Origin of the sequence: Lacibacter sp. H407, from assembly GCF_037892605.1 — a bacterium.
GTDB lineage: Bacteria > Bacteroidota > Bacteroidia > Chitinophagales > Chitinophagaceae > Lacibacter.
This window is the reverse complement of the sequence record NZ_JBBKTU010000001.1, coordinates 1924608-1949662: the sequence shown is the minus strand read 5'-3', so window position 1 is coordinate 1949662 and position 25055 is coordinate 1924608. Positions and strand designations below refer to the sequence as shown.

The window sequence follows — 25055 nt, the reverse complement described above, 5'->3', positions numbered from 1 at the left end:
TATTGCTTTGGTTAAGTTTATTTACATGCCTCTTCTGGTTATTGATACAGTTGGTTGATGTATATCAGTTCAAAGTAACCGGTATCTTTTATGAGATAGTTTCCATACCCATGTTATTGATGTTAGTTGTACTGCCTATCGTATTAATTGTACAACTCATTCGGCACAAACCGAAGTTTCGTTCACTTTACCTGTTATCGCTCAGCTTGCTTTTTGTTACTTTGATCATACTGCTATTCATCGGATAATGTAAACAGATCAAACCTGTCAATCATGAAGATCATTCTATTTGGCGCCACAGGCAACCTTGGTAAATGCATTGCATCAGAAGCTGTAAAACAGGGCTATGATGTAACTGCAGTTGTTCGTAATACAACAAAAGGAGAAATACTGCAGCAAACAGTCAACTGTAAACTACTTGTAGCAGATGTAACAAAAGCTTCATCACTTGAGCATTGCTGCAATGGCTTTGATGTGGTGATCTCAGCATTGGGAAAATCTGTTTCCATCAATGATAACAGTGCAGCTTCTTTTATGGATATTGATCTTACCGCCAATACACTAATTCTTGCAGAAGCACTAAAAGCCGGAGTGAAAAAATTTATTTATGTCTCTGCGTTTCATGCAGAGCGTTATCCTCATCTCACCTATTTTCATGTACACCAGCAATTTGCTGAACGGCTGATGCGATCTGGCCTTAATTATACCATTGTAAAACCTCCAGCCCTCTTCAGTGCTTTTATTGATTTGTTTGAACTGGCAGAAAAAGGAAGATTGATAAACATCGGCAAAGGCGATAAACTCACCAATCCTGTTTATGAAGCTGATGTGGCAGCTGTATGCATCAATGCCATTACACAAGATGTAAGTACAATTGAAATCGGAGGACCCGAAGTAGTAAGCCGCAAACAGATCAATGAAATTATACAGAAAGTAATTAAGCCGGAAAAAAAGATCAGAACCATTCCATTGGGCCTTGTAAAATCGATGTTGCCTTTACTGAAACTGTTCAATAAAAACATGCATGACAAGTTTGCATTTTTTCTAGAAGTGATGCAGCATGATACAATTGCACCCAAGTTGGGAAAACTGCAATTAGCTGACTATATAAAAATGAAGCTAAAAAAATCTGCTTAGAATCTTGGACAATTCAACTTCTTACGATTTGGATCAACATATTTTTTGATCCAGATCAATGAAATTTCCATACCGCCTCTGCGTTGCGATGCAGCTGCAAGACGTGATACATTCACATCGTACGAAATACCTAAACGATAATTGCCAAATTCTAATCCGGCGTAAGGAATCAATGCATCACCATAACGGAAAAATGCACCGGCATATACATCGGTAGGACTTTCAAAATCCTGGTTCACGGTAAATCCAACAGCCGCACCAAAAATGGTTTCTGTTGCACCGGCTTGGCGTTGATGGTTGGCACTCACAAATAAAGTAGTAGCATCAGCAATGGGAAAATAACCACCGCCATGAATGGTAAAGCGGGGATTCATAATATAATCTGCTCCCAAAAAACTTACTTTGGGTCGATTGATATGATACACCGAAGCACCAATATAGAAATTATTATACTCGTTGGTAGCGCCATTGTAAATAACACCTGCATTTACATCCGCATAATTGATATTTAAGAACCCGGTATTAATGCCATTAAGTTCCGCCGTATTGCCTGTAAAACCAAGGCTTGTAAGCTCATCTTCAAAATCAAGCTTACCGAAATCTAACCGGCGTTGTGCGTATGAACCGCTGAAGCCCACACCGATCTGGTGGAAGCCATCTTCATCAATTCCTTTGTGATACGCCACCGATCCGGAGAAGAAACTGTTCTTCATCACACCATCACCATTCACATCATACATACCCATTACACCAACACCAAACTGATCAAACTCAGGTATACGGTTACCCAATATTCCAAAATCAACAGAGGCTGTTCCGGTACGGAAGGCATTATTGATCGTTGGCCACTGGTTCCGGTAGTTACCTGCTACACGTACCTGTCCATTAAACTTGCCTGTTAAAGCAGGATTTAATGTAAGAGGCGATGCAAAGAATTGTGAAAAGTTAGGATCCTGTGCATAGGATTGCAACACGATCACGAGCAGAGGTAGTAGTATAAGTTTTCTCATCAGAGCAATTGTTATGAAAGACGTTTTTCAGCGTTCAAATGCTGCTTTCGCTTTGGTTAAGGTTATTGGTTTTAAAAAAGTCGATTTATTTGGTTCTGTCTTTTGTTTTGGTTGTTCTGTTACATCTGCAATTTCGTTCCGTAAGCCAGGTCGCCGGCGTCGCCTAAACCCGGCACAATATAACCCTTCGCTGTTAATTCATCGTCAATGGCGCCGCACCAGATCTTTACTTTGGGCTCGTTGCGATGTACATATTCGATCCCCACGGTACAGGCAATGGCACACACAATATGAATTTCCGACGGCAATCCCTCATCCCGCAGGTATTGCACCGTTTTTACCAATGAACTACCCGTTGCCAACATGGGATCTGCAATGATCACTACTCTGTTCTCTATACTGGGGCAACTGATATAATCCAGGCTGATTTCAAACGTTCCATCCCGGTGATGTTTACGATAAGCTGAGATGAACGCATTATCGGCACGGTCGAAATAATTCAACAATCCCTGATGTAACGGCAAACCTGCCCTCAAAATTGTGGCCAGTACCGGTTGATTCTTCAACATTTTTGATGGAGCCGTACCCAACGGGGTGGTGATCTCTATTTCTTCCCATGCCAGCTCCTTGCTGATTTCGTAGGCAGCCACTTCGCCAATCCGCTCCAGGTTACGGCGAAAACGCATACGATCGGTCTGAATTTCGGTATCCCGTAACTCGGCTACCCAGTTGCTTACCAACGAATGTTCCTTACTTAAATTGATCACCATGGGTTGAAAATTTCGATTGATGACAGTGGTTGAAAGATGGTTTCTCCTTGCGTAACGCATCAATCTTGAAGCCGCTATCGTACTTTTACAAATCTAACAGATAAATTGTGAACAGGATTGCCGGACGAATAAAATCTGCAATCGAAAATTTTTATACGGAATGGTTTACCGGGCTTTGGGAATTGCCAGCAATGCATCAGCACAACAACTGGAACTGGTTTTCGCCTCTTTTGAAGTAAGCGGACAGAAATGGGCCGTTGAAATTCGTCAAACAGCTTCTATTCCCTACCCACAGGAATTGTGGGGTCGATTGGAAAAAGCTGCTACACTTCCGGCTGTTGATTACATGCAACTGCATGTTGATTATGGGCACTGGATCGCCGCAACGGCCAACGAATTTATTATCGCCAATCAATTGGAATACCAGGTACAGTTGATTGGATTGTATGGCCACACGGCTATTGATTCGCCTGCCACAAAACTCACGCACCAGTTGGGCGATGCCGCTGCCGTTGCTGCAATTACAGGAGTGAACGTAGTGAGTGAGTTGAAGCAGATCGATCTGGCACTGGGCGGACAAGCATCCTCGTTTTATATTTCGGCCGAACAATTACTTCCGTTAACAGAGGGTGTACACAAAGAAGCATTTTATGCAGCCTTTTTTGCATTACTCCGCTGGCGTGAAGAAAATAATATCAAAGCGGCTGACAGCAATGCTGTTCGTGATAGTATTGGCGGTGCTGTTTGGGTGGGGCAGGAATGGTGATTGACGAAAGTGGGAGGCGCAAAGGTGGAAGTACAAAGTATGCTCAATGTACCGTCGAAATCCATCAAATTTCAGCAGATCTAATTTTTTAATTTCCAAAGATTTTTTTATTCGTTGCAGGTTCTTTTATTTTATTTAAGCTATCTACTTTCTTTGCTGACTCAATATTTGGTGAAACAAAAAGTATATTAAGGATCATAAGAAACGCCATTACAATAAGCAAAAAAAAGGTAAGCTTTATAGACAAACTCCTGTACTTGTTATAAAGATACCAGCCACTCATATTTTGATTCTATTTTTTTGATAATCGATAGTATTTTCGACGTTAGCTTCAACACGAAAAATGTAGGTTCAAGTAAATGAGCTTATTGTACCGACATAAGCTAATTAAAGTTATTAATAATGTCAGGACTACAACCCCAACATCACCTTCAACTTCGGATACCCTGCACGGCTCACCGGAATTTTTGCACCCGAACGTAATACGGCTACATGATTCTCTTTTTCATACGGATCAATGCGGGTGATCTCCTGTACACGCACCATAAATGAACGATGAGTACGTACAAAAGAAGACGCATTGAGTGTCTCTTCAAAATAACTCATGGTTTGTTTTTTCAGAAAGCTGCCGGTTGCAGTGATGATCTTTACATAATCATCTGCTGCTTCTAAGTATTGAATATCCTGCACCGGAATAATGGTGATCTTGGTTCCGTTCTTTACAACAACACGTTCTGCCTGCGCCGGATGTTTGGCTGCATCTTTCAACACCTGTTCGGTAGCTGCAACTGTTATTGCTTTATCCTGTTCCATCCATCGGCTGATGGCTTTATCAAACCGCTGTTGTGAAAACGGCTTTAATAAATAATCAACTGCATTTTTTTCAAACGCCTGCACAGCATATTCATCAAACGCTGTGGTGAAAATAACAGCCGGTGGTTCTTCCAACAGTTCCAGCATTTCAAAGCCGGAGATCTTTGGCATTTGTATATCAAGGAAAATAAGATCGGGACTGTGTTGCTGTATGGCTTTCACTCCTTCAAATCCATTGCTGCATTCTTCCACAACAATTAACTGCGGATGTGTCTGCAAATATTCATTGACCATACTGCGGGCCAGCGGTTCATCATCAATAATTAAAACTCTGTATTGCATTGCTTATAAATTATATGATCTGACACTTATCGTACCTCATACTTCGTACTTCAAATATATCAGACACCCGTTGGTTGTGGTATCAACAGCTTTGTGATAAAGATATTTTCTTTTGTACTTGTTTGCAGCAAATCATTGCGCCCAAACATTAAATACAATCTGCGCTGTACCGAACTTAATCCAAAGCCAGTTCCTTTCTGCGCAGCTGCCGTTTCAACATCAAATGGATTTTCAACGGTTATCATGAGTTGTCCATCTGCTGCATCTGCTTTCAGGTAAATTCGTGCTTCACCTGTTGTATCATACAAGCCAAACTTGATGGCATTCTCCACCAATGGTTGCAGTAACAATGCCGGCACCTGCATTTTCCATGCAGTTGCATCGAATTCCAGTTGCGTATGTAACCGGTGACCGAACCGCACTTTTTCAATTTCAAGATATAATTGCAAAGAATGAATTTCATCTTCCAGTTGTATCCATTGTTGCTCTTCTTTTTTCAACGTAGTGCGTAAAAAATCAGAAAGTTGCTGCACCATTTCTCTTGCTTCGCCCGGTCTTGTACCAATCAACGCATTGATTGAATTGAGTGCATTGAATAAAAAATGCGGTTGCAGTTGTTGGCGCAGTTTGTACAATTCAGCTTCCTTACTTAATTGCTCGGCCTCTGTTTTTTTCTTTTCTGTTTCAGCACGTTCCTGCCAGTTGAAATAAGCATAACCAATTACACTGATGCATCCATTGATCAAAAAACCAATGGCAAAACGAATGGGCCATGTATTATTTACAATTGACTGGTAGTGTTGATTCGTTCCATAGATCCAATCGAGTAATTTATCAGTTGCAAAGAACCAACCTGTTGTAAGTAATATCACCCACATAAAAAGATTCAACACACTGTTGGTGCGGGGTAAATAAAACCGTAGAATGGTGAACATCAACATCGAGACATAAATCAGCAAACTATTACTTACAATGCTATCGGTTAACGCTTCAAACCAGGTTAATCCCATTTGGTACAACGCCAATTCCTGCACACTGATCCATATGAACCAACTGATGCAGAAGGGAATCATGAATTGCCGTGTACGAAAAGGTGAAATAGCCACTTACAGTTGTTTAGGATTGATAAATACCGGCGATGCGTTCCGCAACATCAGTCGACCGCATCTGCATCGTATGTATAAACGATGCAGCTTGTTCTTCTTCACTGATACGTGAAAAAATTTCTGCTCCATCCAGCTCTGCATTAAACGGATAGATGTCGGTGACAGCGATCAGTTTCCAGCAAACAGTTTGTTGCGCATGATTGAAGAACATTTGCTCTTCCTTTTTCCCAAGCAGCGTTGCTTTGTTTACAGCTCCGTTTGCATCAGCAGCCTGAATTAAACGTAATTGTTCTTCAAACTGTGCTGTATGTTTTCCATTACCGCAAATGATTTGAAAAACCATTTTAACTAGATACCAGTTCATGAATGCAGTTGATTAGATGATAAAGGTTAATGGTTAACAGAAGTACGTATTTCTAACTTCGACATTCGTACTTGAACTAAAAATTGTTCATTTGAAAATATGCAGTGTTTACAATCAGATCGATTTGATATCAATGCCGCCAAACATCACAAAGCCTTCGATCACTAATATTTTATCTGTACTTACGCCGGCAGGTCGCTGACGCTTATCTTCAATGGCACCAAAAATGGCCACTACTTCGCTACGTATTTGCCAATGCGCCGGAACAAATAAGGTAGTGCCTCCAAAAACATTCACCACTTCCAGTTTTACTGTGCCGTTAAAATCAGCATGGGCCAGGTTAATTTCAGAACCACCAAACACAGCCACTGATTCGCCTCCTTTGAAATTCTTTGAATACACATTTCGTTTTACCGCTCCAAAAACTGCTGCCACATCAATCTTATCTTCGTCTTCAACAGCAGTGGTTCCGGAAGTGGAACTATCGGTTGTATAAGGAATCGTTTCCGTTGTAATGGAATCTTTTCGCTTATCAATAATGAACCCGCCTTTCCTGCGGAACAAAAAACTTAAGCCAATCGCAATGAGAATAGCCGGTGCAATGAATATACGCAGGTTCCATTCCGGATGTGTTTTTATAAACAGGAAGAAGGCACCCAATCCCATCAGGATGATCCACGAATTCCCTTTAAAATTATCCTTCAGTGCTACCACTAAGCCGATAGCAATTAAGATCATTGGCCAGGAGAAGAAAACCGTTGGAATCGGAAGATTGAGATTGCGTAACAGAATCAGTACACCTACTCCAAGTATTGTTAACCCGATCCACTTTTCGTTTGATCTATTGTTTGTTCCCATACAATTGCTTGTCATTTTTATGAATTTAGAACAAAACTATCATCACATCAAACAATGGGCAACAGTTGATAGAGAAGCAGCCGCTAAAAATCGGTGAACGACAGTATCCCGTCGGTAAGCTGCAACCTGTTACTTTGCCTGTTTAGCAGCAGGCTTGACTTCCTGTTGTTCATTTTATATATTGTGGGATGCCCAACATTATTCAGCAACACCCGCACACAGCAATTGCACCTGCATCGGTGCATACACTTTCTGCAAATGAGAAAGAGCTATTCAACAAACTGAAAGATCAACTCGGTGAACAATTCAGAACAACGTTCCCTGATAAACTGGCTGCAAAAACTGTTGTGGTCATTCCAAGCCTTACGCTCGATCATACCATCCTTTCAAAAGTAAAAGGACATGTGTTTTATGAAGAGCGTTTGCTTTGCTTACTGATGTTGCTGCGTATGCCCCGTACACGTGTTATTTATGTAACCAGTGTACCGATCGATCCTGCAATTATTGACTACTACCTGCATCTGTTACCCGGCATTACAGGTTATCACGCAAGGCAACGGCTTACTTTATTGAGTTGCTTTGATTCTTCATCTGTTCCACTCACTGAAAAAATTTTGAACAGGCCTCGTTTGATCGAACGGATCAGAAATCATATTGACCCGCATGCGCCTGCGCATATCACTTGTTTTAATGTTACGGAATATGAACAATCGCTTGCATTGAAATTGAATATTCCCATCTATGGTTGCGATCCTGATCTGAATTACTTAGGAACTAAAAGTGCAGGCAGGAAATTATTCAAATCGCTAAACATCCGTACACCCGATGGTTTTGAAGATGTAAAAAATAAAACTGAAGTGATCGATTGTCTTGTGCTGCTGAAACAACGCCACCCCGCATTACAGAAAGCGGTTGTAAAAATGAATGATGGTTTTTCCGGTGAAGGTAACGCCGTGTTTTCTTACAAGAATGCACCTGCCGATGATTCATTGTATAGCTGGATCAGCGAACATCTTGATGAACAATTGAAAATTGTTGCAGCAAATCTTACAAGTGAAGTGTTCTTTCAAAAGTTTGAAGAAATGGAAGGCATTGTGGAAGAATTTCTGGAAGCAGAACTTGTTACATCACCTTCTGTACAATGCCGTATTAACCCGTTGGGTAATGTGACTGTATTATCAACACACGATCAAATGCTTGGCGGCGATAATAACCAGATCTTTTTAGGTGCTACTTTTCCTGCTGATAAAGCCTATGCAACAGAAATTGGTCGCTTGGGCCATCGCATTGCAGAAGGTATGAAAGAGTTGGGTGTTCTTGGACGATTCGGGATTGATTTCATGAGTACAAAAACAGGCGATAGCTTTACTCATTACGCACTTGAGATCAACTTACGAAAAGGCGGCACCACACACCCCTATCTCATGTTGCAATTTTTAACTGAAGGAGATTATGATCCTGAAAAAGGAGAATACTTTATGCCCGATGGAAAGAAGCGCTATTATTTTACAACAGATAATTTGCAACGTGATTGCTACAAAGGTCTTACTCCACACGACCTGATTGAAATTGCAATGATCAATGGCTTACACTACAGCAATGCGTTGGAAGAAGGTGTGATGTTTCACTTGATCAGTGCGTTGTCGCAATACGGAAAAGTAGGACTTGTTTCCATTGGCAGCACACCTGAACGGGCCGTTGAATATTACAATAAAGTAGTAGAAGTATTGAACAATGAATGTGAATGAGGATCACTCATTCACATTCATTGTTTTGTTATAATCCATATTGATCAACTACGTATAACAGCAATACCATATTGATAGCACCTAACTCCAGCTCACGCTTGCTTACCATTTCAAATACATCGTTCGCAGCATGATGATGATCGAAGTAACGCTGTGAATCAGGACGTAAGCCTGCCAGTGTTGTACCTAATGGACGCAACGGACCAATATCAGCTCCGCCACCACCGGCAGAAAATTCATACACACCATATGGTTTAAACAGCGGCACCCAATTACGGAGTTTATTTAACACTGATTCTTCTGCAGTAAAACCAAATGCTCTCGGCGTAAAGCCTCCTGCATCACTTTCCAATGCAAAAATGAATTTCTTATTTTTTTCAGCAGTTGCTACTTCAGCATATTTACGTCCACCACGTAATCCGTTTTCTTCGTTCATAAACATCACTACACGAATGGTACGCTTCGGTTTAATTCCAAGTTGTTTGTACACTCGAATCACTTCCATACTCTGTACACAACCTGCACCATCATCATGCGCACCTTCACCCAGATCCCATGAGTCCAAATGACCGCCAACAGTAATGATCTCATTGGGAAATTCTGTTCCTTTTATTTCTGCAATTACATTATGACTTTTTACATCTGCCAGCATCACACACTCTGTGCGGAAATACAATTGAAATCTTTTTTTCTTTTTCAATTCACTGCTTACATATTCTGCATGGCGGGTTGAAACAGCAATGGCTGGAATTTTTGGAAATGAATCGTTGTACGTGGTTGTACCCGTATGCGGATAGTCATCAATATTACTTGCCAATGAACGAACCATTACACCAACAGCGCCATACTTGGCAGCCATTGAAGGGCCACGTCCACGAAATTGTCCTGCTTCACCATACGAACGAAAGGTTTCAACATTGGTTGGGTTCATCGGAAAATTATAGAAGACAATTTTCCCTTTCACCCCTTTTTCACCTAACTCATCCAGTTCTTTGAACGAGCGTACTTCGATCACTTCGGCTTTTATACCCTGCTTACCTGTGCCAACACTATTGCCCAATGCACACACATTCAGTGAAACGGTTGCACCTTTTTCATCCACCAATAAAGCACTTTCTTTTGCACCACGTACCCAATGCGGCACCATGCACTCCTGCAGGTACACTGTATCGGCACCCATTTCTTTCATCATACGATAAGTTTCCTTCACCGATTTTTCTGCCTGCGGCGATCCACTTAAACGTGGCCCTACCTGTTTACATAGGAAACGCAGATTATCGTAAGCTGTGCTGTGATAAAACACATTATCAGCAATGCGTTTAAACATTGCAGAATCATTTTTTTGCGCAGCAGCTGTTAATGCCATAAAACTGAAGGCGATGGCGAATTGAATTGTTCTCATGCTTTTAGAAAAGTTGATTGGAATGCCCAAAATAGAACAACTCTGCAAACCCACAAAAAGAGATGTTGCTGTAAAAACTGCTTTTTTACAAGCGGTAGCCATTCAAAAATGCGGGTTGTCTGAAAATGCTAACTTCGTAGCTGTAACCTGTCAAATCATCAGTGGCAAACCCTCTGGCATGATAAATGACACTTGTCCTATCAATTAAACAATCCTCCCAGAGGTTTGTAACTATAAAAAAGAATCAATGAAAATAGGTATTGTATGTTATCCCACGTTTGGCGGAAGTGGAGTATTGGCTACGGAGTTGGGAAAAGCATTGGCAGAGAAAGGCCATTCTGTACATTTTATCACGTATCAACTACCGGTACGGCTGAGTGGTTTTTTTACAAATATATTTTATCACGAAGTACGTGTACCGCATTATCCCTTGTTTGATTATCCGCCGTATGAAACCACGTTGGCAAGTACAATGGTGGATGTGGTGATCAATAACGATCTGGATCTGCTGCATGTGCATTATGCCATTCCGCATGCATCAGCGGCTTATATGGCCAAACAGATCTTGAAGAAAAAAGGAAAAGATATTCCCGTGATTACAACGCTGCACGGAACGGACATAACACTGGTTGGAAAAGACAAAACCTTTGAACCGGTTGTTACATTTTCGATCAACGAAAGCGATGCCATTACTGCAGTATCGCACAACCTTCGGAAAGAAACCTATCATTCATTTCATATTGAAAAAGAAATTGAAGTGATTCACAACTTTGTGGATGTAAAACGCTTTGATAAAAAACCATTGGATGCATTCCGCAAAGTGCTGGCTCCAAACGGCGAACGTATTATTGCACACGCCAGTAACTTTCGTAAAGTAAAACGTGTTAATGATATCATTCACATTTTTGATCAGATCAACAAAGCTGTTCCTTCTAAATTACTGATGGTGGGTGATGGCCCTGATCGTCCGGGTGCAGAAGAACTTTGCCGTGAGTTGGGCATTTGTGATGATGTACGCTTTCTTGGCAAGCAACAGGAAATGGAAGAGATCCTTGCTATTTCAGACTTGTTTATTCTTACATCGGAATATGAAAGCTTTGGTTTATCTGCCCTCGAAGCAATGGCGGCAGGTGTACCGGTGTTATCAAGCAATGCAGGTGGTATTCCGGAAATCAATATTCATGGCGAAACAGGTTACATGGCAAATATTGGCGATGTAAATGAATTGAGCCGTTTGGGTATTGGGTTACTGAAGAATGAAGAGCAGTTGCAACTATTTAAACAAAATGCAAAGGAACAAGCAGCAAAATTTGATATTCACTACATTGTTCCTTTGTATGAAGAATTATATGAGCGTTTTGTAAACGTATCAGCGACCTCTTAACCAAGGTGCCGGATTGATCATTTGATTTTCTCGTGCCAGAATAAAATTCAATTCACCATCCCCATCAAGGTTAGTTCCCACACGGCCAATTACCTGGCCTGTTTTGATCGTTTGCCCTTTGCTCACTGTTGTTGAACTGAGATTACTGTATGTGGTAAAGTATTTCCCATGACGAACCATTACAGCGGTGTTGCCACCCACATCAAACACACTCACAACTTCACCTTCGAAACAAGCTTTTACTGATGTTCCCGGCGGCGAAGCGATGGTGATAAAATCCTGACTGGTTTTTAGAGTAGTACCGGGGATAGTATATGATCCAAAGTTGATCGAAACAAATCCATTATCTACCGGAAAGGGAAGCTTCCCCTTGTTTACTTCAAAACTATTACCCAATGCAAGATCTTCTTTGTTGTATTCGAGATAACTTACTTTCTTTTCTGGTGCAGCCGGTTTTTCAACGGGTGCAGCAACAACAGGTGCCGTTGTAGCACCCGGGTTATTCTTCGCATTTTCTTTTGCTATACGGTCAGCTTCTTTTTTTGCATTGGCAATACGGTCTCTCTCTGCTTTTGCTTTTGTGTCGGCCTCTTTTTTAGCAGCTGCTATTTCACGGTTAATGATCGCCTGAATGGATGCCTGCATTTGTTGTGCCTGTTTCCGTTTAGCTGCAATGTTACTATTGATCTCTTTTTCTTTCTTTTTCAGTTGGTTTACTACGCTGGCCTGTTCTTCTTTATCTTTTACCAGTTCGCCCATTTCTTTACTTTGATCTTTCAGTACCGTACTTTTTTCTTTGCGGTTATTGGTGAGCTGTACAATTTTGTCTTTGTACAACGCTTCTGTTTTATGAATAACTGCTAATTGATCGGCCCTGTAACTACGATAGGCTTTCATGTATGCAATACGTCGAATAGCATCATTGAAATTAGTAGCCGAGAAAATAAAATTGAGTACATCGTAACTGCTGCGGTTTTTATACGCATACACTACATTGTGGGCATAGGTTAATTTCAATGTATCAAGATCTTTTTTCAGTCGACGCATCTCAATATACGATGCATTGATATCCTGTTCAATGGTTCGCACCTGCTTATTAATGTTATTGATCACTTCGTTCCGAAGCTGTATCTTTTTCTGAATAAGGGTGAGTTGTCCAATACTTTGTTTCGTATTCTTCTTCACATCACTGTACTGCTTGTTGAGCACATCGATCTCCTGAAGCGTTTGTTTCCGCTTTTTCTCCAGTTCTGCTTTATCCTGCGCTACCAGCGCTAACGTGAGCAATGTGCAAACAGAGAGCAATATGATTTTCAGCATAGGTATCGTGTTTGATTCGTTACAAAAATAAGGTTTGAGGCCCGAAAAGAGTTAACGCCCTGTTTTCTAAAAACGTATAGCAGGTCAGATTCTTTTGAATTTTTTAGGAATTGCAAAAGGATACGTCATCTCTTCATTGAACTTGTAGTCCTTGAATTTCAACTCTACATCCAGTTTAGTTTGCTGCAAAATAGTTATCTGGCGTTGCGTAGAGAAGTTTACGCCTGTTTTGGATTCGTAATTACTATAGATGAGATCGCAGGTGCGGTTCAATGCAGGATCATTATCATCCAGCTTGCTTTTCTGGATCATATAATCAGATCCTATCGATAACAGGTTCTTAAATAACGATGCATAACTCAACAGCGTATAACCGTTGGCGTTATTGGTATAAGTTGTAATACTGTCTTTATTAAAAAAGATCGGATTCCCGATCAACAGATTTTGCAGATCAGCAAATGAAAAAGGTATTTGGCTGAGTTCCTGTATATGACTCAATGGACGAACCTGATAGGTATTTGCTAATTTATCCAGGACTTTAATACTGTCTTTGCTGATCAACACACGTATTCCTTCAATTCCAATATCATTCCCAAGTGATACCCAGATAAGGCTGTCCTTTAACATGCGGACATTTGCCACAAAATCAGGTTGTTTCCCTTTGCTGTTACTGTAATCAACTTTTATTTTAGCGGAGAAGGTGCGGAAATCAATATACTTCTGCTGCACATTGTTTAATACATCATTCACCATCCTCATGGTATCTTCATGTGTCGGAAGTTTTTCAGCAGGCACTTCAGGAACAGCAACGGTATCTTTTTTTACCATTGCCTGCTGAATTGTTTTGGTTGACTTACAGGCCGAAAAAGCCAATAGCAGAACCAATGCAAAGAGTACTGAAAAAAAATGCTTCATTGTTGTTTATTGTTTTCCTGTGCTGCCAAAGCCACCATCACTGCGTTCTGTTTGTTCCAGTTCAACGGCAAGGCTCCAATCAATTTTTTCTACTTTCTGGATAACCATTTGTGCAATGCGGTCTCCATTATTAACAGACTGTATTTCGTTACTGAGGTTGATTAAAATTATCTTAATTTCTCCACGGTAATCTGCATCAATGGTGCCGGGTGTATTTAAACAGGTAATTCCCTGTTTAATTGCTAATCCGCTTCTTGGCCGTATCTGTGCTTCATATCCATCTTCCAATGCAATAAATAATCCGGTAGGGACCAATGCCCGTTCCAATGGTTGAAGTGTAACCGGTTCGGTAACAAATGCACGAATATCCATACCGCTGCTGCCTTCGGTTGCGTACGCCGGTAATGGATTGTTTGATTGATTAATGATCTTAACGGTCATGCGATTTTATTTTTCCAACAATACTGTTGCATAGGCCACCACCCCTTCTTCTCTTCCTACAAAACCCATTTGTTCAGTAGTAGTTGCTTTTACTGATACAGCATCTGTATCCAACTCAAGTATCGCAGCAATGGTTGACTGCATTGTTGCAATATAAGGTTTGATCTTAGGCGCCTGCAAACAAAGTGTACTGTCTACATTCACTACACGGTAGCCTTTCTCCTTGATCTTATCAAAACTTTGCTGCAACAAAATCTTACTGTCAATGTCTTTGTACGCAGCAGATGTATCAGGAAAATGTGTACCAATATCGCCTAACGCTAACGCTCCCAGCATTGCATCGCAGATGGCATGTAGCAATACATCTGCATCACTATGCCCCACCGAACCTTTGTGATGTGGTATTTCAACACCGCCGATAAAAAGTTTTCTACCTTCTGCCAATTGATGATAATCAACGCCTGAACCAATTCTGAATGCCATAATGTAAATAAAAAAGCGAAGGTAAACTACCTCCGCTTCTGACAAAATCTTTTCTATATGTGAATTATTCAACGGTTCCGCTGCCATCGCCACCCAAATCAAACAACAAACTGAAGCGTGTTGTATTACTTAAAGGATTACGATTAATTCCCTGACCTGTTGGTACTAAGTACGAGAAGTTAAAACCAAGTTTATTGTATTTGACACCGGCACCTACACTAAAGAAGCGACGGTTCCCTTTTGTTTTTGCTTCATAAAAATAACCTGCACGTGCAAAAAACTGATTATTGTAACCGTACTCAAGACCAGTAGAGATCTGGAACTCTTTTAACTCTTCGCCAAATCCACCCGGTGCATCACCGAATGAAGAGAACCAACTGCCCACCACACTTTTATTACGATAATTATCTCTCGCTGCACCCGATGTATCAGTTGGAGGAGTAGGCACTAACAGTTTATTGATATCAATACCAAAACTGATAGAGTTGATCTCGTCAATTGCTTTGGTGTACATACCGCCAATACCAAGATTTGCAGGAATATAATCTTTACCACGTGCATCGTTGGTGTAAGCAATCTTACTTCCCAGGTTACTCATTACAGCTCCGGCTGTAAAACCTGTACCAACATCATTCAATCCATTATAGTAAAATGAGATATCGCCGGCAACTGCAGTACCGGGCTTGTAAGTAACACCATTGGTATTACCATTTGCCAGATTTGAATAAATGAATCGTAAAGCAATACCAATACCGATCTGATCACTCAGTTTGCGGCTATAGCCTGCATCTAACGACCACTCACGAGGTCGGAATTGTTGCAGATCGTTACCGGCAAAATCGGTAAACTGGATATTACCAAGATTGAAATAACGCATTGAACCGGAAATTGCCTGGAGTTCATCTATTTGATGATACCCGGCAACTGTGGCAATGAATACATCATTCAGTCCAAGATCTTTTAACCATGGTGTATATGTGAGAGCGATCGCTGAACGTTCTTTTGCAAACGGAATTTTTGCCTGGTTCCAAAACGATGAATTTGCATCAGGTGATGTGGCAATTCCCATATCACCCATACCACCTGCACGTGCATCGGGCGAAATACGCAGCATAGGTACAGCAGTGGTTACAACATTGATCGGTTGTTGGGCAAAGGTTTGAACGGACATGCCAAGCAGCATGCTGCATAAAAGATATGCGTTTCTTTTTCTCATAAGAGTTGAAATTAGAGCCATAAAATTAGAAGAAAATTAAATAAGCAATCAATAATAGATTTTGGTTTATCAGAGCAGAACCAACTTTTGTATGGCGGTTTGTTTTTTACCATTTGAATCTTTTACTTCCAGTTGGTAGATATATACACCCCGACCAATTTTTGCACCGTAATCATCACGACCGTCCCACTCAATGTCAAAAGAACGGTTTCCGTCATTATTTATTGTACGTTGAATTGTTTTTACAATTTTTCCTGATACAGAAAAAATGCGGATGAGTACTTGCAGGTTATCGCCGGGTCTGTTGTGCTCAAACATAAAGGTGGTTCGTGTAGTAAACGGATTGGGATAATTGTATACACGTTCCAGTTTTAATTCTTGATCTTTCACTACACGAAATTCAAGACGGTATTCATTGCTGTTGTTTTGTACATCCCATGCTTTTATCTTCAACACATGCAAGCCTTCCGTTAATACAGGCAGTTGAAAGCGAACTGTTCCCTGCTGATAGCTATCTGCATCGGCTTCATAATAATCATTCAATACAAAGAACTGACTGTTATCATCATCCAATGTTGCTGTAAGATCGTGTCCTATGCCCGTTCCTACAGTATTGATACCACTTGAATCAGAGAGCTTTAGAAACAAAACTGGCGTTTCATTTGTGATACCACCGTTTACAAATTTTTCATCGTTGAGGTATGCTTTTATTCCCGGTCCGTTATTATCTGTTACAGGATTTTCACTTGCTCCACCAACAACAATTGTTGTTTCGGCACCGTTGCCGTCAACGTTGCCATTCTCTGCATAATAACTGATCTTGCCATTTCCAAATTGATAGTTGATATCTTTTGGCACAACAAAACTGTAACTGAATTCACCATTTGTAACTTTTGCTTTGCCTTTGAAAATGATGTTTGATTGCTGATCAAAATCTGTTACAACACTTCCGGCATCGTTGCCGATTGTTTTTACCTGTTGCACTTTATCATAAATAACAGGATATACGTTACCGTTAAAATTATTGATACGGTTACCGGCTGCATCTGTTACTTCACCTTTAATTGTATATCTGTCCAATGCTTTTAATGTATCTGCAACAGGTAGTTGGTTATTGATAGCAGTTGTTTTTACTTTCAACGTTGGAAATCCTAAACGAACAGCAGGATCGCCCAGCAATGTGAATTTTCTGTTGTTAATAATATCTCCAAACGTTTGATACGTAAAATTCTTTGCCCGTTTCATCGCTTCTCCTAATGTTGGAAAAACGCCATTTGCATCAGGTTGCAAGGCCTGCTTGAAATAATTGTTATTCATGATGCGGTTGCTGAATGCAAATACCACTCTAGTGGTGGTCATCAATGCAATTGCACCTGTGCGTTCCCGTAATAAAATATTTTCACCCAGAGAATTTATTAAAGGATTATCGTAAGGCGCAAAATCGCAGGTAGCGGTAATAAACAATGGCAGTTTATTCGGATTATTCCATGTATTGACCATGTCCTGATCAAGGATGGCTTCGCCTGCCAGGCGCCTGCTGCCACCATGTCCGCTGTAATTCCAGATTAAAGTACCCGCAAATACTTTACTGTTGATGGCTTGGTTTACATCGGGGTATCGACTACCGCCACTTCCACTCTGTTGACGATATGCATCCAGGTAAATTTTGGGAACATTGAATGTTTTGTTTTGCTGAATTACTGATGCATGCAGCTCCGCATCATCCAAATGAATATTGTTATCCTCATCATCAGCCACCAATGTGATATCATTCCGCCACGGGCCAAAACTTTCTTTGGCATGATAACGGATGATCTTATCCACCACAGATTTCGCTTCTGCTAAAGTCTTCGCAGGAATACGACCAATGCCGATATCTAACAGACTTACAGGAAAGGAACGATTGATGTCATCTTGGTCATCCAGCAAACCAAAAAAATCATCTGAAGTGTACGTTGCCAAGGGGTCTAATGATGCTTCACTTTCATAACATGGAACAAGGTTGGTATTGCCATTGATGCGGTTAAGATAATCGTACGACGCATCTCCAAACAACAATAAATAACGTGGGCGTTTTGTAGTATCTGCGCCGGCACGATCATAAAACATTTTTACAAAATTGCGGATCGCTGCAGCATCCGGCGAACCGGAAGCGAATTCATTATATACTTGTTCCGTACTTACTGCTATTACCGTAAGGCTTTGATTTTGGCGATGCCAGTTTGCCAGCCGCTGCGCTTCCTGCAGTAATGAGGGATGCGCTACAATAATGTAATTTGTTGTTGGTGCGCCATGTAAATCCTGGTTTGCAATTTTTCCTACGGCAACCGGTTGTAAAAAATTCTGCTGATTGAAAGCAACATATTCACGCAGACGTTCTGCTGTATTGACAAACCTTAATTCATTGCCGCTTAGTAAACCGGTCATGTTCTGTGGACGCAACGGATCGGTTATATCCCACACCAACGTATTACTTACGGCACCCTGTAGCCGAAATTCGGCAACGTTGCCGGACCCGACAGTTTCCCAATCTCTGAACAGTAATTGATCAACTGAATTCATACTAAGTTGACGCTGCGGAAACAATTCGAACCAATTGAGCCAGCCCTGTGCATTAACACTGCCTGTTTGGTAATTGTATTGTAATGCGATCGTTGATTGCGACGCATTGAAAGAGGTAACGACTTGATGTGCCGACGCCACCGGATCGTAGGTGCCCGTACCTACAGATGAAACGGTATGCTGTGCAACAGCCGCATTATTGACTCTTATTAAAAAAGAACTGGACGCACCGTTACTCCGGGCAGCCACATTAGAAACCAACTGCACAGGCGCAGGCAATAGATTTGGCACATTGATCGAAAACGTTCTTGTGGTTGTACTACCGGGTGTGTTGCTGAATTCTTCGCCATACCACTCTTTTCCACTCCGTAAAAAATTGATGGTATCCTGTTCATGAAAATAGCGGTCTTGAAAAGCCGTAACAATTCGGTTGGGAGCTCCACCAAATGTTCGGTTTTGAATACGCAACCCACTACCACCGATATTGATGAAATAGAAAGCTTCGTTACTGTATAAATTCTTTCGATGGCTGAAGCGCTTGTTCGTTGAATCTTTGATCCATTGCTGCGGACCATTGCTGTAAAACAGAAAATAATCGCTGCCATTCATCACAGCGTCGCCGCCGTCCACTACCTGGATGGCATTTTCTGTGAGATCGTCCAACAGAATAATGGTATTCTGTTCCGGCAACATTTCCCCGCCATTTCCATACAGCCGGATACTACTGCTTTGCAGATTGCTGACATTTACCCCCAACGACTGCAGCAAAGAAATATTGACCCTGTACACCCCGGGTTCTTTTACAGATATCTTATACCATTCTCCGCTTGCCAATACGGAATTGCTGCGATAGATGCGCTGAGCAGTACCGGAAAAAAATAAAATGCAGCCAAGTAACAGGGCAGTGGTGTATCGCATAAAAAGAGAGATTCAAAGATACCTGAAAATGGTTCCCCAAATTGTTGGTTAAAGAGAGCTGTTGATGGTTGAAAGCTGCAGCCCTGCGTAATTTCACGGCATGCTAAGCAGAAATACTAAAAAATGGATACAGAGGCCCGCTTTGTTTCAAAAATCCAAAAGATTAAACTATGTTTGTTGCCAGCCCAATTTAAAATTTGGGTCGGGAAATCCAATACAATATTTTTGAACTTCACCCGTTAACTAACAAAACGAAAAGATGAAAAACCTTTTCCGCATTCAGAATCTAGGTATCCTATTAATTGGGGCTACACTTATTACCTCTTGTAATTTATTCAAGAAGAAACCGGAGAAATCGGCTTCAACCGGATGGACGTACAATGATCCAAACGGTAGCGGTTTCCGTGTATCAAAAGAAAAGGAGCAGAAAACTGGTCCCGGACTCGTGTTTGTTGAAGGTGGAACCTTCACCATGGGTGCTGTTGAAGAAGATGTGATGCGTGACTGGAATAACATTCCACGTCGTGTAACCGTCGCTTCATTTTATATGGACGAATCAGAAGTTGCGAATGTTCACTACCGTGAATATCTCTTTTGGCTCGACCGTGTGTTCATGGATACAGCCATCACCAACCGTGCTTTACCCGATACTTTAGTTTGGAGAAGCGAGCTGGCATACAACGAACCTTACGTTGAATACTATTTCCGCCACCCTTCTTACAACCTATACCCTGTGGTGGGCGTAAGCTGGAAACAAGCTTACGACTATTGCTTGTGGCGTAGTGATCGCGTAAACGAAAACATCCTTTACGAAAAAGGTATCACCAACAAAAAAGCTGAGCTGCAAAAACAAATGCAAGGCGGCGGACAGGATAACTTTAATACAAAAGCATATCTGTTAGGTGAATACCAGGCAACTCCCGGCAAAAACATCAAAAATTATAAAGATCCGATCACGAAGCAGGTTCCGACAAGTATCAGCTTTGAAGAAGGTCTGATTTTACCTGATTACCGTCTGCCTACAGAGGCAGAGTGGGAATATGCCGCATATGGTTATATCGCACAAAACCCGAACCCACGTCGTAGCGAAAAGAAACGTGGTGAGGAGTTAACTGCAAACAAACAGGTATATCCTTGGGCACAGAATGTAAATGGTTTGCGTGATGCACGCAGAAGCAGCTGGCAGGGTCAATTCCTAGCTAACTTCAAGCGTGGATCTGGTGATAACATGGGTGTTGCCGGTGGTTTGAACGACCGTGCGGTAATTACCGGTCCAGTAAAAGCTTTCTATCCAAATGGTTTTGGCTTATTTAATATGGCAGGTAATGTGAGCGAGTGGGTAGCCGACGTTTACAGACCAATGACACCAAGTGATGGTGACGATTTCAACTACTATCGTGGTAATAATTTCCAGCGTATGGATTTGAGTACCGGTAAAGCTGAAAGAGATTCAATGGGCCGTATCAAATACCGTGATGAAACAGAAGACGAAGTAAAGAACCGTCGTAACTATCAAAAAGGGTATGCAATAGATTACCTTGATGGTGATTCATTAAGTGCTGTTCAATACGGATATGGCGTTACTACATTGGTAAGCGATAAGAGCCGTGTGTACAAAGGTGGTAGCTGGAACGATCGTGCTTATTGGTTAAGTCCTGGCGCACGCCGCTTCCTGGAAGAAGATCAAAGCAGTTCACAAATCGGTTTCCGTTGTGCCATGACACGTTACGGAAGTGCAGAAGGTAACGGACGCAAAACCGGTAACTGGTTTGGAAAAAGAAAACAAAACAATCGCAAAAGAAATTAATGATTTTGTAACTCATAAAAAGACCCTCCAAATGGAGGGTCTTTTGTTTATCACAGCTTTTACAGATCGTCTTTTTACAAAATAGATACAACAACTTTCTTACGAAATATCTTCCTGATTATCTTTGACGTATGCACATCGAAAAATTGTATCAACTTTTTTTGCAACACCCAAGTGTACAAACGGATACCCGTAAGCTCACAGCCGGTGATCTGTACTTTGCGCTGAAAGGTGAAAATTTCAATGGCAACAATTTTGCGAAACAGGCATTGCAAAAAGGTGCAGCCTATGCAATTGTGGATGAAAAAATTGAGCAAGCTGATCACAGAATCATTCAGGTTGAAGACGTGCTCCAAACACTTCAACAATTAGCCAAACATCATCGGCAACAATTCAACAGCTCGCCTTCCGGCAGTCAGGTTCCCTTTTTAGCGATTACCGGAAGTAATGGGAAAACAACTACTAAAGAACTGGTGCATGCAGTTTTATCATCGCATTTCAAAACCTATACCACCGAAGGAAATCTCAACAACCACATTGGCATACCACTTACCCTGTTAAAAGTAAAGGCTGATGCAGAAATTGCAGTGATAGAAATGGGCGCCAATCATCAGAAAGAAATTGCCTCCTATTGTACCTACGCTTTGCCTACCCATGGTTTGATCAACAATGTGGGCAAAGCTCACCTCGAGGGTTTTGGCGGAATTGAGGGTGTAAAAAAAGGAAAAGGAGAATTGTTTGACTTTATCCGTTCAACCAATGGCAGCATTTTTATCAATACCGACCTCGATTACCTTGAAGAGATGAGTAGAGGTATAAGCAATAAGATCACCTATGGAACCAACCATGCACAAACAACAGGCAGGCTCATCAGCAGCGAACCGTTTCTTGTGGTGAACATTGACAGTGACGAAGCCATTGGTGAAATCAATACACATTTGGTAGGCGATTATAATCTGCCGAATGTATTGGCTGCTGTTTGTGTAGGTGCACATTTTGGCGTTCCCGCACATAAAATCAAGGCTGCAATTGAGAATTACCTACCCTCCAACAGCCGTTCGCAGTTACTTGAAAAAGACAGCAATAAGATCATTCTCGATGCTTACAATGCCAATCCCAGCAGCATGAAGCTGGCTATTGAAAACTTTGCCAAATTACCCGCCGAAAAAAAGGTATTGATGCTGGGTGCCATGGCTGAGCTGGGTGATGAGAGTTCAGCCGAACACCAGGCGATTGTTGACCTGATCCAGCAATTCAACTGGGATGCAGTTGTACTGGTAGGCGGTGATTTTACAAAAATCAACCATCCATTTCTTTCTTTTTCCAACTCTACAGAAGCCGGACAATGGTTTCAAAATCAACAATTTGCCCACACCCACCTACTCATTAAGGGCTCCCGAAGCATGAAAATGGAACAGATCCTTTTATAATATACTTGCACAAGTCAAATACTTTAGTATTTTTACGGTCTTCTCTTAATATCCTTTACGAATTATCACTTAGCTGCTAACCAGTTTCTCCCTACCAATAAGTGATCCAGCCCCCTGAAACGAACCGTTAACTTATTCCGTTCAAACTATTATTAATGGTTCCGTTTATGAAGTATTTTTTACTCTCTTTATTCGTACTCTTTTGCTACTCCTCCAAAGGGCAGTACTATTTCCCACTTCCTAGTTGTTCCAACATGCCTACTAACTGTACCATTGTAGCCGTTCAAGATGGAGACTGGAATGTTGCCACCACTTGGAGCCCGCAACGAATTCCTGCAGATCTTGATAAGGTATGTATTCCTGCAGGACGAATTGTCAGAGTAAAAGGTACCCAGTACACAAAAATTGTGGATTGCCCGACAAGTATAACAAACCCTAACATTGCCATTTTTATCTGTGGTACTCTGGATTTTGATGCCAGTGGAACTTTATACCTTGGTTTTAATAGTTTAATTCAGGTTCTCGATCCTGTTGGTCCTACAACAGGATTAATAAAAGCTTCAAACGGCAATAGTGATTTGATTAAATTCGGCTGTGTGTTGAAATGGAATGGAACTTATGATATTAATGGCCCATATTATATTGGACCAGTTGATGAGGGGCCTGGCGTACTTCCCGTTGTATTCGGACACTTCAAAGCAGAACAAAAACAACCCTTTACAGTCAACCTTGAATGGAGCACGCTGCAGGAAGTAAACAATAGCAGTTTCGTAATTGAACGAAGCAATGATAAAAAAACATGGAGCGCCATTGGGTCTGTTGCATCAGAAGGCAATAGTTACACTAAGAATAATTACACCTATGTCGATAATGTCCCGGAAGCTGGTAACAATTATTATCGTTTACGACAGGTTGATTTGAATGGGCAAGTAAGTTTTTCAGAAACTGTTCGGATTGTACACATCATTAAAAAGAATATCAGCATTTTCCCAAATCCGGTGAACGCTGCCGCACAATTATATACAAAAGAAGCCTTTAAACCGGGTCAGGCAATTCAATTGATCGATGCAAAAGGCACTCGATTGAAAACGGTCAATCCAACTGGTGGGAACAGAGTGCAGATTGAAATGAATGGAATGGCTGCAGGCTTGTACCTGATTCAGTTGATGGAGAATGGACGTATCATTGAAAGTGTTTCAGTGATCAAACAATAAAAGCTTACATCCAAATACAAAGTAGCTGCTTTCGGGCGGCTATTTTTTTTCCTGACAGAGTTCAATTAATACAGCATTGGTCGATTTCGGATGAAGAAAACACACCAGCTTATTGTCAGCTCCGTTTTTTGGTTGTTCATTCAACAATACAAACCCATCCTCTTTTAATCGCTTCATTTCAGCAACAATATCTTCTACATCAAATGCAATATGATGCATCCCCTCTCCTTTCTTTTCAATGAACCGGGCAATCACCCCGTCTGCATCAGTACTCTCAAGTAATTCGATCTTTGTTTCACCCTTGCGAAAGAAAGCGGTCATCACTTGCTCTGTTTCTACTAACTCTGTTTTGTAACATCCTGTATTTAACAGCTTCTCAAACAATGGAATTGAAACCTCGAGACTTTTCACAGCAATGCCAATATGTTCCACCTTTTGCATGTAATTATTTTACGGGCAATTTACAACCATTGGTCAGAACTTTACCTGCTGAGCCAATCATCAGTTTCAAATTGACTAAATTTGCAGACAAGACGGCAGTAGAATTTCACGTGGCCCGTCAATTGCAGATACGTTAAAAAGTACATTATGATTTTTGTTACAGATAAAGCAAAAGAAAAAGTAACCCATCTGAAGCAACAGGCAAATGTGGGAACTGATGAATCCTATTTTCTGCGGGTAAGTGTAGTAGGCGGTGGGTGCAGCGGACTCAGTTACAAACTAGATTTCGACAACGAATCCAAACCCAACGATCAGGTATTTGAGGACAATGGCGTAAAGGTGGTAACCGATATGAAAAGTTTTCTCTATCTCTACAATACCACACTTGATTTCAGCGATGGATTAAATGGCAAAGGTTTTCATTTCAACAATCCTAATGCCAGCAGAACCTGTGGCTGTGGCGAAAGCTTTGCAGTATAGAAGCGAATCAGAAAAACTTTCAGCTGATTCAGCCTTTTTTCAGAGTTAAATTTTTCTACTTCGTTAAAGATGGTTTTGAACAACCGTTCTAACTCATACCTGTTAGTTAACCGCCAGTAAATTTTACT

23 protein-coding genes are annotated in these 25055 nt (G+C 41.2%); 9 read left to right on the top strand and 14 right to left on the bottom strand.

Annotated features, from left to right (window positions below; all coding sequences use genetic code 11):
• Window positions 1-273 precede the first annotated feature (273 nt).
• Window positions 274-1137 carry an SDR family oxidoreductase gene (locus WG989_RS08490; RefSeq protein WP_340428676.1) on the top strand — a complete coding sequence of 288 codons (864 nt, stop codon included), beginning with the start codon at window positions 274-276 and terminating at the stop codon, window positions 1135-1137.
• Here WG989_RS08490 and WG989_RS08485 read toward each other — a convergent pair.
• Both WG989_RS08485 and upp read right to left on the bottom strand, forming a co-directional pair.
• A complete protein-coding gene (locus WG989_RS08485; protein ID WP_340428674.1) occupies window positions 1134-2147 on the bottom strand; it encodes a PorP/SprF family type IX secretion system membrane protein in 1014 nt (337 codons plus the stop codon). The two genes, WG989_RS08490 and WG989_RS08485, sit on opposite strands and share 4 nt — an antisense overlap.
• Before the next feature lie 119 nt (window positions 2148-2266).
• Window positions 2267-2917, bottom strand: coding sequence for a uracil phosphoribosyltransferase (gene upp, locus WG989_RS08480; protein WP_340428673.1), 651 nt, complete (start codon window positions 2915-2917; stop codon window positions 2267-2269).
• 160 nt (window positions 2918-3077) lie between these two features.
• Between upp and WG989_RS08475 the strand changes: the two genes are divergently transcribed.
• Window positions 3078-3683, top strand: coding sequence for an anhydro-N-acetylmuramic acid kinase (locus WG989_RS08475; protein ID WP_340428670.1), 606 nt, complete (start codon window positions 3078-3080; stop codon window positions 3681-3683).
• A gap of 411 nt (window positions 3684-4094) precedes the next feature.
• Here the strand turns inward: WG989_RS08475 and WG989_RS08470 are convergent, their stop codons facing one another.
• The 4 genes from WG989_RS08470 to WG989_RS08455 all read right to left on the bottom strand — a co-directional run bounded on the left by WG989_RS08470 (window position 4095) and on the right by WG989_RS08455 (window position 7166).
• Window positions 4095-4838 (bottom strand): LytR/AlgR family response regulator transcription factor, encoded by a 744-nt coding sequence (locus tag WG989_RS08470; RefSeq protein ID WP_340428669.1) that lies wholly within the window; start codon window positions 4836-4838, stop codon window positions 4095-4097.
• Between the two features lie 59 nt (window positions 4839-4897).
• Entirely contained in the window at window positions 4898-5911 is a 1014-nt protein-coding gene (locus WG989_RS08465; protein ID WP_340428668.1) for a sensor histidine kinase, read from the bottom strand.
• A gap of 43 nt (window positions 5912-5954) precedes the next feature.
• Window positions 5955-6308 (bottom strand): DUF4288 domain-containing protein, encoded by a 354-nt coding sequence (locus WG989_RS08460; RefSeq protein WP_340428667.1) that lies wholly within the window; start codon window positions 6306-6308, stop codon window positions 5955-5957.
• Between the two features lie 114 nt (window positions 6309-6422).
• Complete coding sequence (locus WG989_RS08455; protein WP_340428666.1) at window positions 6423-7166, bottom strand: LiaF transmembrane domain-containing protein; 744 nt, start codon at window positions 7164-7166, stop codon at window positions 6423-6425.
• Between the two features lie 188 nt (window positions 7167-7354).
• Between WG989_RS08455 and WG989_RS08450 the strand changes: the two genes are divergently transcribed.
• The gene (locus tag WG989_RS08450; protein WP_340428665.1) at window positions 7355-8914 is read left to right on the top strand and encodes a peptide ligase PGM1-related protein; all 1560 of its coding nucleotides are present in this window, start codon (window positions 7355-7357) and stop codon (window positions 8912-8914) included.
• 28 nt (window positions 8915-8942) lie between these two features.
• Here WG989_RS08450 and WG989_RS08445 read toward each other — a convergent pair whose 3' ends face one another.
• A complete protein-coding gene (locus tag WG989_RS08445) occupies window positions 8943-10316 on the bottom strand; it encodes a M20/M25/M40 family metallo-hydrolase (protein ID WP_340428664.1) in 1374 nt (457 codons plus the stop codon).
• Here WG989_RS08445 and WG989_RS08440 point away from each other — a divergent pair.
• Window positions 10315-10524, top strand: coding sequence for a hypothetical protein (locus tag WG989_RS08440; RefSeq protein WP_340428663.1), 210 nt, complete (start codon window positions 10315-10317; stop codon window positions 10522-10524). The two genes, WG989_RS08445 and WG989_RS08440, sit on opposite strands and share 2 nt — an antisense overlap.
• A gap of 39 nt (window positions 10525-10563) precedes the next feature.
• Window positions 10564-11700, top strand: coding sequence for an N-acetyl-alpha-D-glucosaminyl L-malate synthase BshA (gene bshA, locus WG989_RS08435; protein ID WP_340428662.1), 1137 nt, complete (start codon window positions 10564-10566; stop codon window positions 11698-11700).
• Here the strand turns inward: bshA and WG989_RS08430 are convergent.
• From WG989_RS08430 to porU, 6 genes are all read right to left on the bottom strand, one after another.
• Window positions 11686-13020 (bottom strand): murein hydrolase activator EnvC family protein, encoded by a 1335-nt coding sequence (locus WG989_RS08430; RefSeq protein WP_340428661.1) that lies wholly within the window; start codon window positions 13018-13020, stop codon window positions 11686-11688. The genes bshA and WG989_RS08430 overlap by 15 nt on opposite strands.
• 84 nt (window positions 13021-13104) lie before the next feature.
• On the bottom strand, window positions 13105-13935 hold the full coding sequence (lolB1, locus tag WG989_RS08425) for a lipoprotein insertase outer membrane protein LolB1 (RefSeq protein ID WP_340428660.1): 831 nt from the start codon (window positions 13933-13935) through the stop codon (window positions 13105-13107).
• A gap of 6 nt (window positions 13936-13941) precedes the next feature.
• Window positions 13942-14376: a dUTP diphosphatase gene (dut, locus tag WG989_RS08420; protein WP_340428659.1), complete on the bottom strand. Its 435-nt coding sequence runs from the start codon at window positions 14374-14376 to the stop codon at window positions 13942-13944.
• A gap of 6 nt (window positions 14377-14382) precedes the next feature.
• The gene (ispF, locus tag WG989_RS08415; RefSeq protein ID WP_340428658.1) at window positions 14383-14859 is read right to left on the bottom strand and encodes a 2-C-methyl-D-erythritol 2,4-cyclodiphosphate synthase; all 477 of its coding nucleotides are present in this window, start codon (window positions 14857-14859) and stop codon (window positions 14383-14385) included.
• Between the two features lie 64 nt (window positions 14860-14923).
• Window positions 14924-16075 carry a type IX secretion system outer membrane channel protein PorV gene (gene porV, locus WG989_RS08410; protein ID WP_340428657.1) on the bottom strand — a complete coding sequence of 384 codons (1152 nt, stop codon included), beginning with the start codon at window positions 16073-16075 and terminating at the stop codon, window positions 14924-14926.
• A gap of 69 nt (window positions 16076-16144) precedes the next feature.
• Window positions 16145-19555, bottom strand: a complete 3411-nt coding sequence (gene porU, locus WG989_RS08405) for a type IX secretion system sortase PorU (RefSeq protein WP_340428656.1) — start codon at window positions 19553-19555, stop codon at window positions 16145-16147.
• A gap of 259 nt (window positions 19556-19814) precedes the next feature.
• Between porU and WG989_RS08400 the strand changes: the two genes are divergently transcribed.
• The 3 genes from WG989_RS08400 (at window position 19815) to WG989_RS08390 (ending at window position 24006) form a co-directional block, all read left to right on the top strand.
• Complete coding sequence (locus WG989_RS08400) at window positions 19815-21362, top strand: SUMF1/EgtB/PvdO family nonheme iron enzyme (protein ID WP_340428654.1); 1548 nt, start codon at window positions 19815-19817, stop codon at window positions 21360-21362.
• Between the two features lie 131 nt (window positions 21363-21493).
• A complete protein-coding gene (locus WG989_RS08395; protein ID WP_340428653.1) occupies window positions 21494-22792 on the top strand; it encodes a UDP-N-acetylmuramoyl-tripeptide--D-alanyl-D-alanine ligase in 1299 nt (432 codons plus the stop codon).
• Window positions 22793-23046: 254 nt separating this feature from the next.
• Entirely contained in the window at window positions 23047-24006 is a 960-nt protein-coding gene (locus WG989_RS08390; RefSeq protein ID WP_340428652.1) for a T9SS type A sorting domain-containing protein, read from the top strand.
• A gap of 39 nt (window positions 24007-24045) precedes the next feature.
• Here the strand turns inward: WG989_RS08390 and mce are convergent, their stop codons facing one another.
• Window positions 24046-24447, bottom strand: a complete 402-nt coding sequence (gene mce, locus WG989_RS08385; protein WP_340428651.1) for a methylmalonyl-CoA epimerase — start codon at window positions 24445-24447, stop codon at window positions 24046-24048.
• A gap of 147 nt (window positions 24448-24594) precedes the next feature.
• Here mce and WG989_RS08380 point away from each other — a divergent pair, with 147 nt between their 5' ends.
• Window positions 24595-24927, top strand: coding sequence for a HesB/IscA family protein (locus WG989_RS08380; RefSeq protein ID WP_340428650.1), 333 nt, complete (start codon window positions 24595-24597; stop codon window positions 24925-24927).
• The last annotated feature ends 128 nt before the right edge of the window (window positions 24928-25055 follow it).

Excerpts from the sequence above, each read along its gene's own strand:
- WG989_RS08440 (WP_340428663.1), top strand. The coding sequence starts at position 10,315 with ATGCTTTTAGAAAAGTTGATTGGAATGCCCAAAATAGAACAACTCTGC.
- WG989_RS08430 (WP_340428661.1), bottom strand. The coding sequence starts at position 13,020 with ATGCTGAAAATCATATTGCTCTCTGTTTGCACATTGCTCACGTTAGCG.
- WG989_RS08460 (WP_340428667.1), bottom strand. The coding sequence starts at position 6,308 with ATGAACTGGTATCTAGTTAAAATGGTTTTTCAAATCATTTGCGGTAAT.
- WG989_RS08470 (WP_340428669.1), bottom strand. The coding sequence starts at position 4,838 with ATGCAATACAGAGTTTTAATTATTGATGATGAACCGCTGGCCCGCAGT.
- WG989_RS08445 (WP_340428664.1), bottom strand. The coding sequence starts at position 10,316 with ATGAGAACAATTCAATTCGCCATCGCCTTCAGTTTTATGGCATTAACA.
- WG989_RS08455 (WP_340428666.1), bottom strand. The coding sequence starts at position 7,166 with ATGGGAACAAACAATAGATCAAACGAAAAGTGGATCGGGTTAACAATA.
- WG989_RS08380 (WP_340428650.1), top strand. The coding sequence starts at position 24,595 with ATGATTTTTGTTACAGATAAAGCAAAAGAAAAAGTAACCCATCTGAAG.
- porV (WP_340428657.1), bottom strand. The coding sequence starts at position 16,075 with ATGAGAAAAAGAAACGCATATCTTTTATGCAGCATGCTGCTTGGCATG.
- bshA (WP_340428662.1), top strand. The coding sequence starts at position 10,564 with ATGAAAATAGGTATTGTATGTTATCCCACGTTTGGCGGAAGTGGAGTA.
- WG989_RS08475 (WP_340428670.1), top strand. The coding sequence starts at position 3,078 with ATGGTTTACCGGGCTTTGGGAATTGCCAGCAATGCATCAGCACAACAA.
- WG989_RS08490 (WP_340428676.1), top strand. The coding sequence starts at position 274 with ATGAAGATCATTCTATTTGGCGCCACAGGCAACCTTGGTAAATGCATT.
- WG989_RS08485 (WP_340428674.1), bottom strand. The coding sequence starts at position 2,147 with ATGAGAAAACTTATACTACTACCTCTGCTCGTGATCGTGTTGCAATCC.
- mce (WP_340428651.1), bottom strand. The coding sequence starts at position 24,447 with ATGCAAAAGGTGGAACATATTGGCATTGCTGTGAAAAGTCTCGAGGTT.
- dut (WP_340428659.1), bottom strand. The coding sequence starts at position 14,376 with ATGACCGTTAAGATCATTAATCAATCAAACAATCCATTACCGGCGTAC.
- WG989_RS08400 (WP_340428654.1), top strand. The coding sequence starts at position 19,815 with ATGAAAAACCTTTTCCGCATTCAGAATCTAGGTATCCTATTAATTGGG.
- upp (WP_340428673.1), bottom strand. The coding sequence starts at position 2,917 with ATGGTGATCAATTTAAGTAAGGAACATTCGTTGGTAAGCAACTGGGTA.
- WG989_RS08390 (WP_340428652.1), top strand. The coding sequence starts at position 23,047 with ATGCCTACTAACTGTACCATTGTAGCCGTTCAAGATGGAGACTGGAAT.
- WG989_RS08395 (WP_340428653.1), top strand. The coding sequence starts at position 21,494 with ATGCACATCGAAAAATTGTATCAACTTTTTTTGCAACACCCAAGTGTA.
- ispF (WP_340428658.1), bottom strand. The coding sequence starts at position 14,859 with ATGGCATTCAGAATTGGTTCAGGCGTTGATTATCATCAATTGGCAGAA.
- lolB1 (WP_340428660.1), bottom strand. The coding sequence starts at position 13,935 with ATGAAGCATTTTTTTTCAGTACTCTTTGCATTGGTTCTGCTATTGGCT.
- WG989_RS08465 (WP_340428668.1), bottom strand. The coding sequence starts at position 5,911 with ATGATTCCCTTCTGCATCAGTTGGTTCATATGGATCAGTGTGCAGGAA.
- WG989_RS08450 (WP_340428665.1), top strand. The coding sequence starts at position 7,355 with ATGCCCAACATTATTCAGCAACACCCGCACACAGCAATTGCACCTGCA.
- porU (WP_340428656.1), bottom strand. The coding sequence starts at position 19,555 with ATGCGATACACCACTGCCCTGTTACTTGGCTGCATTTTATTTTTTTCC.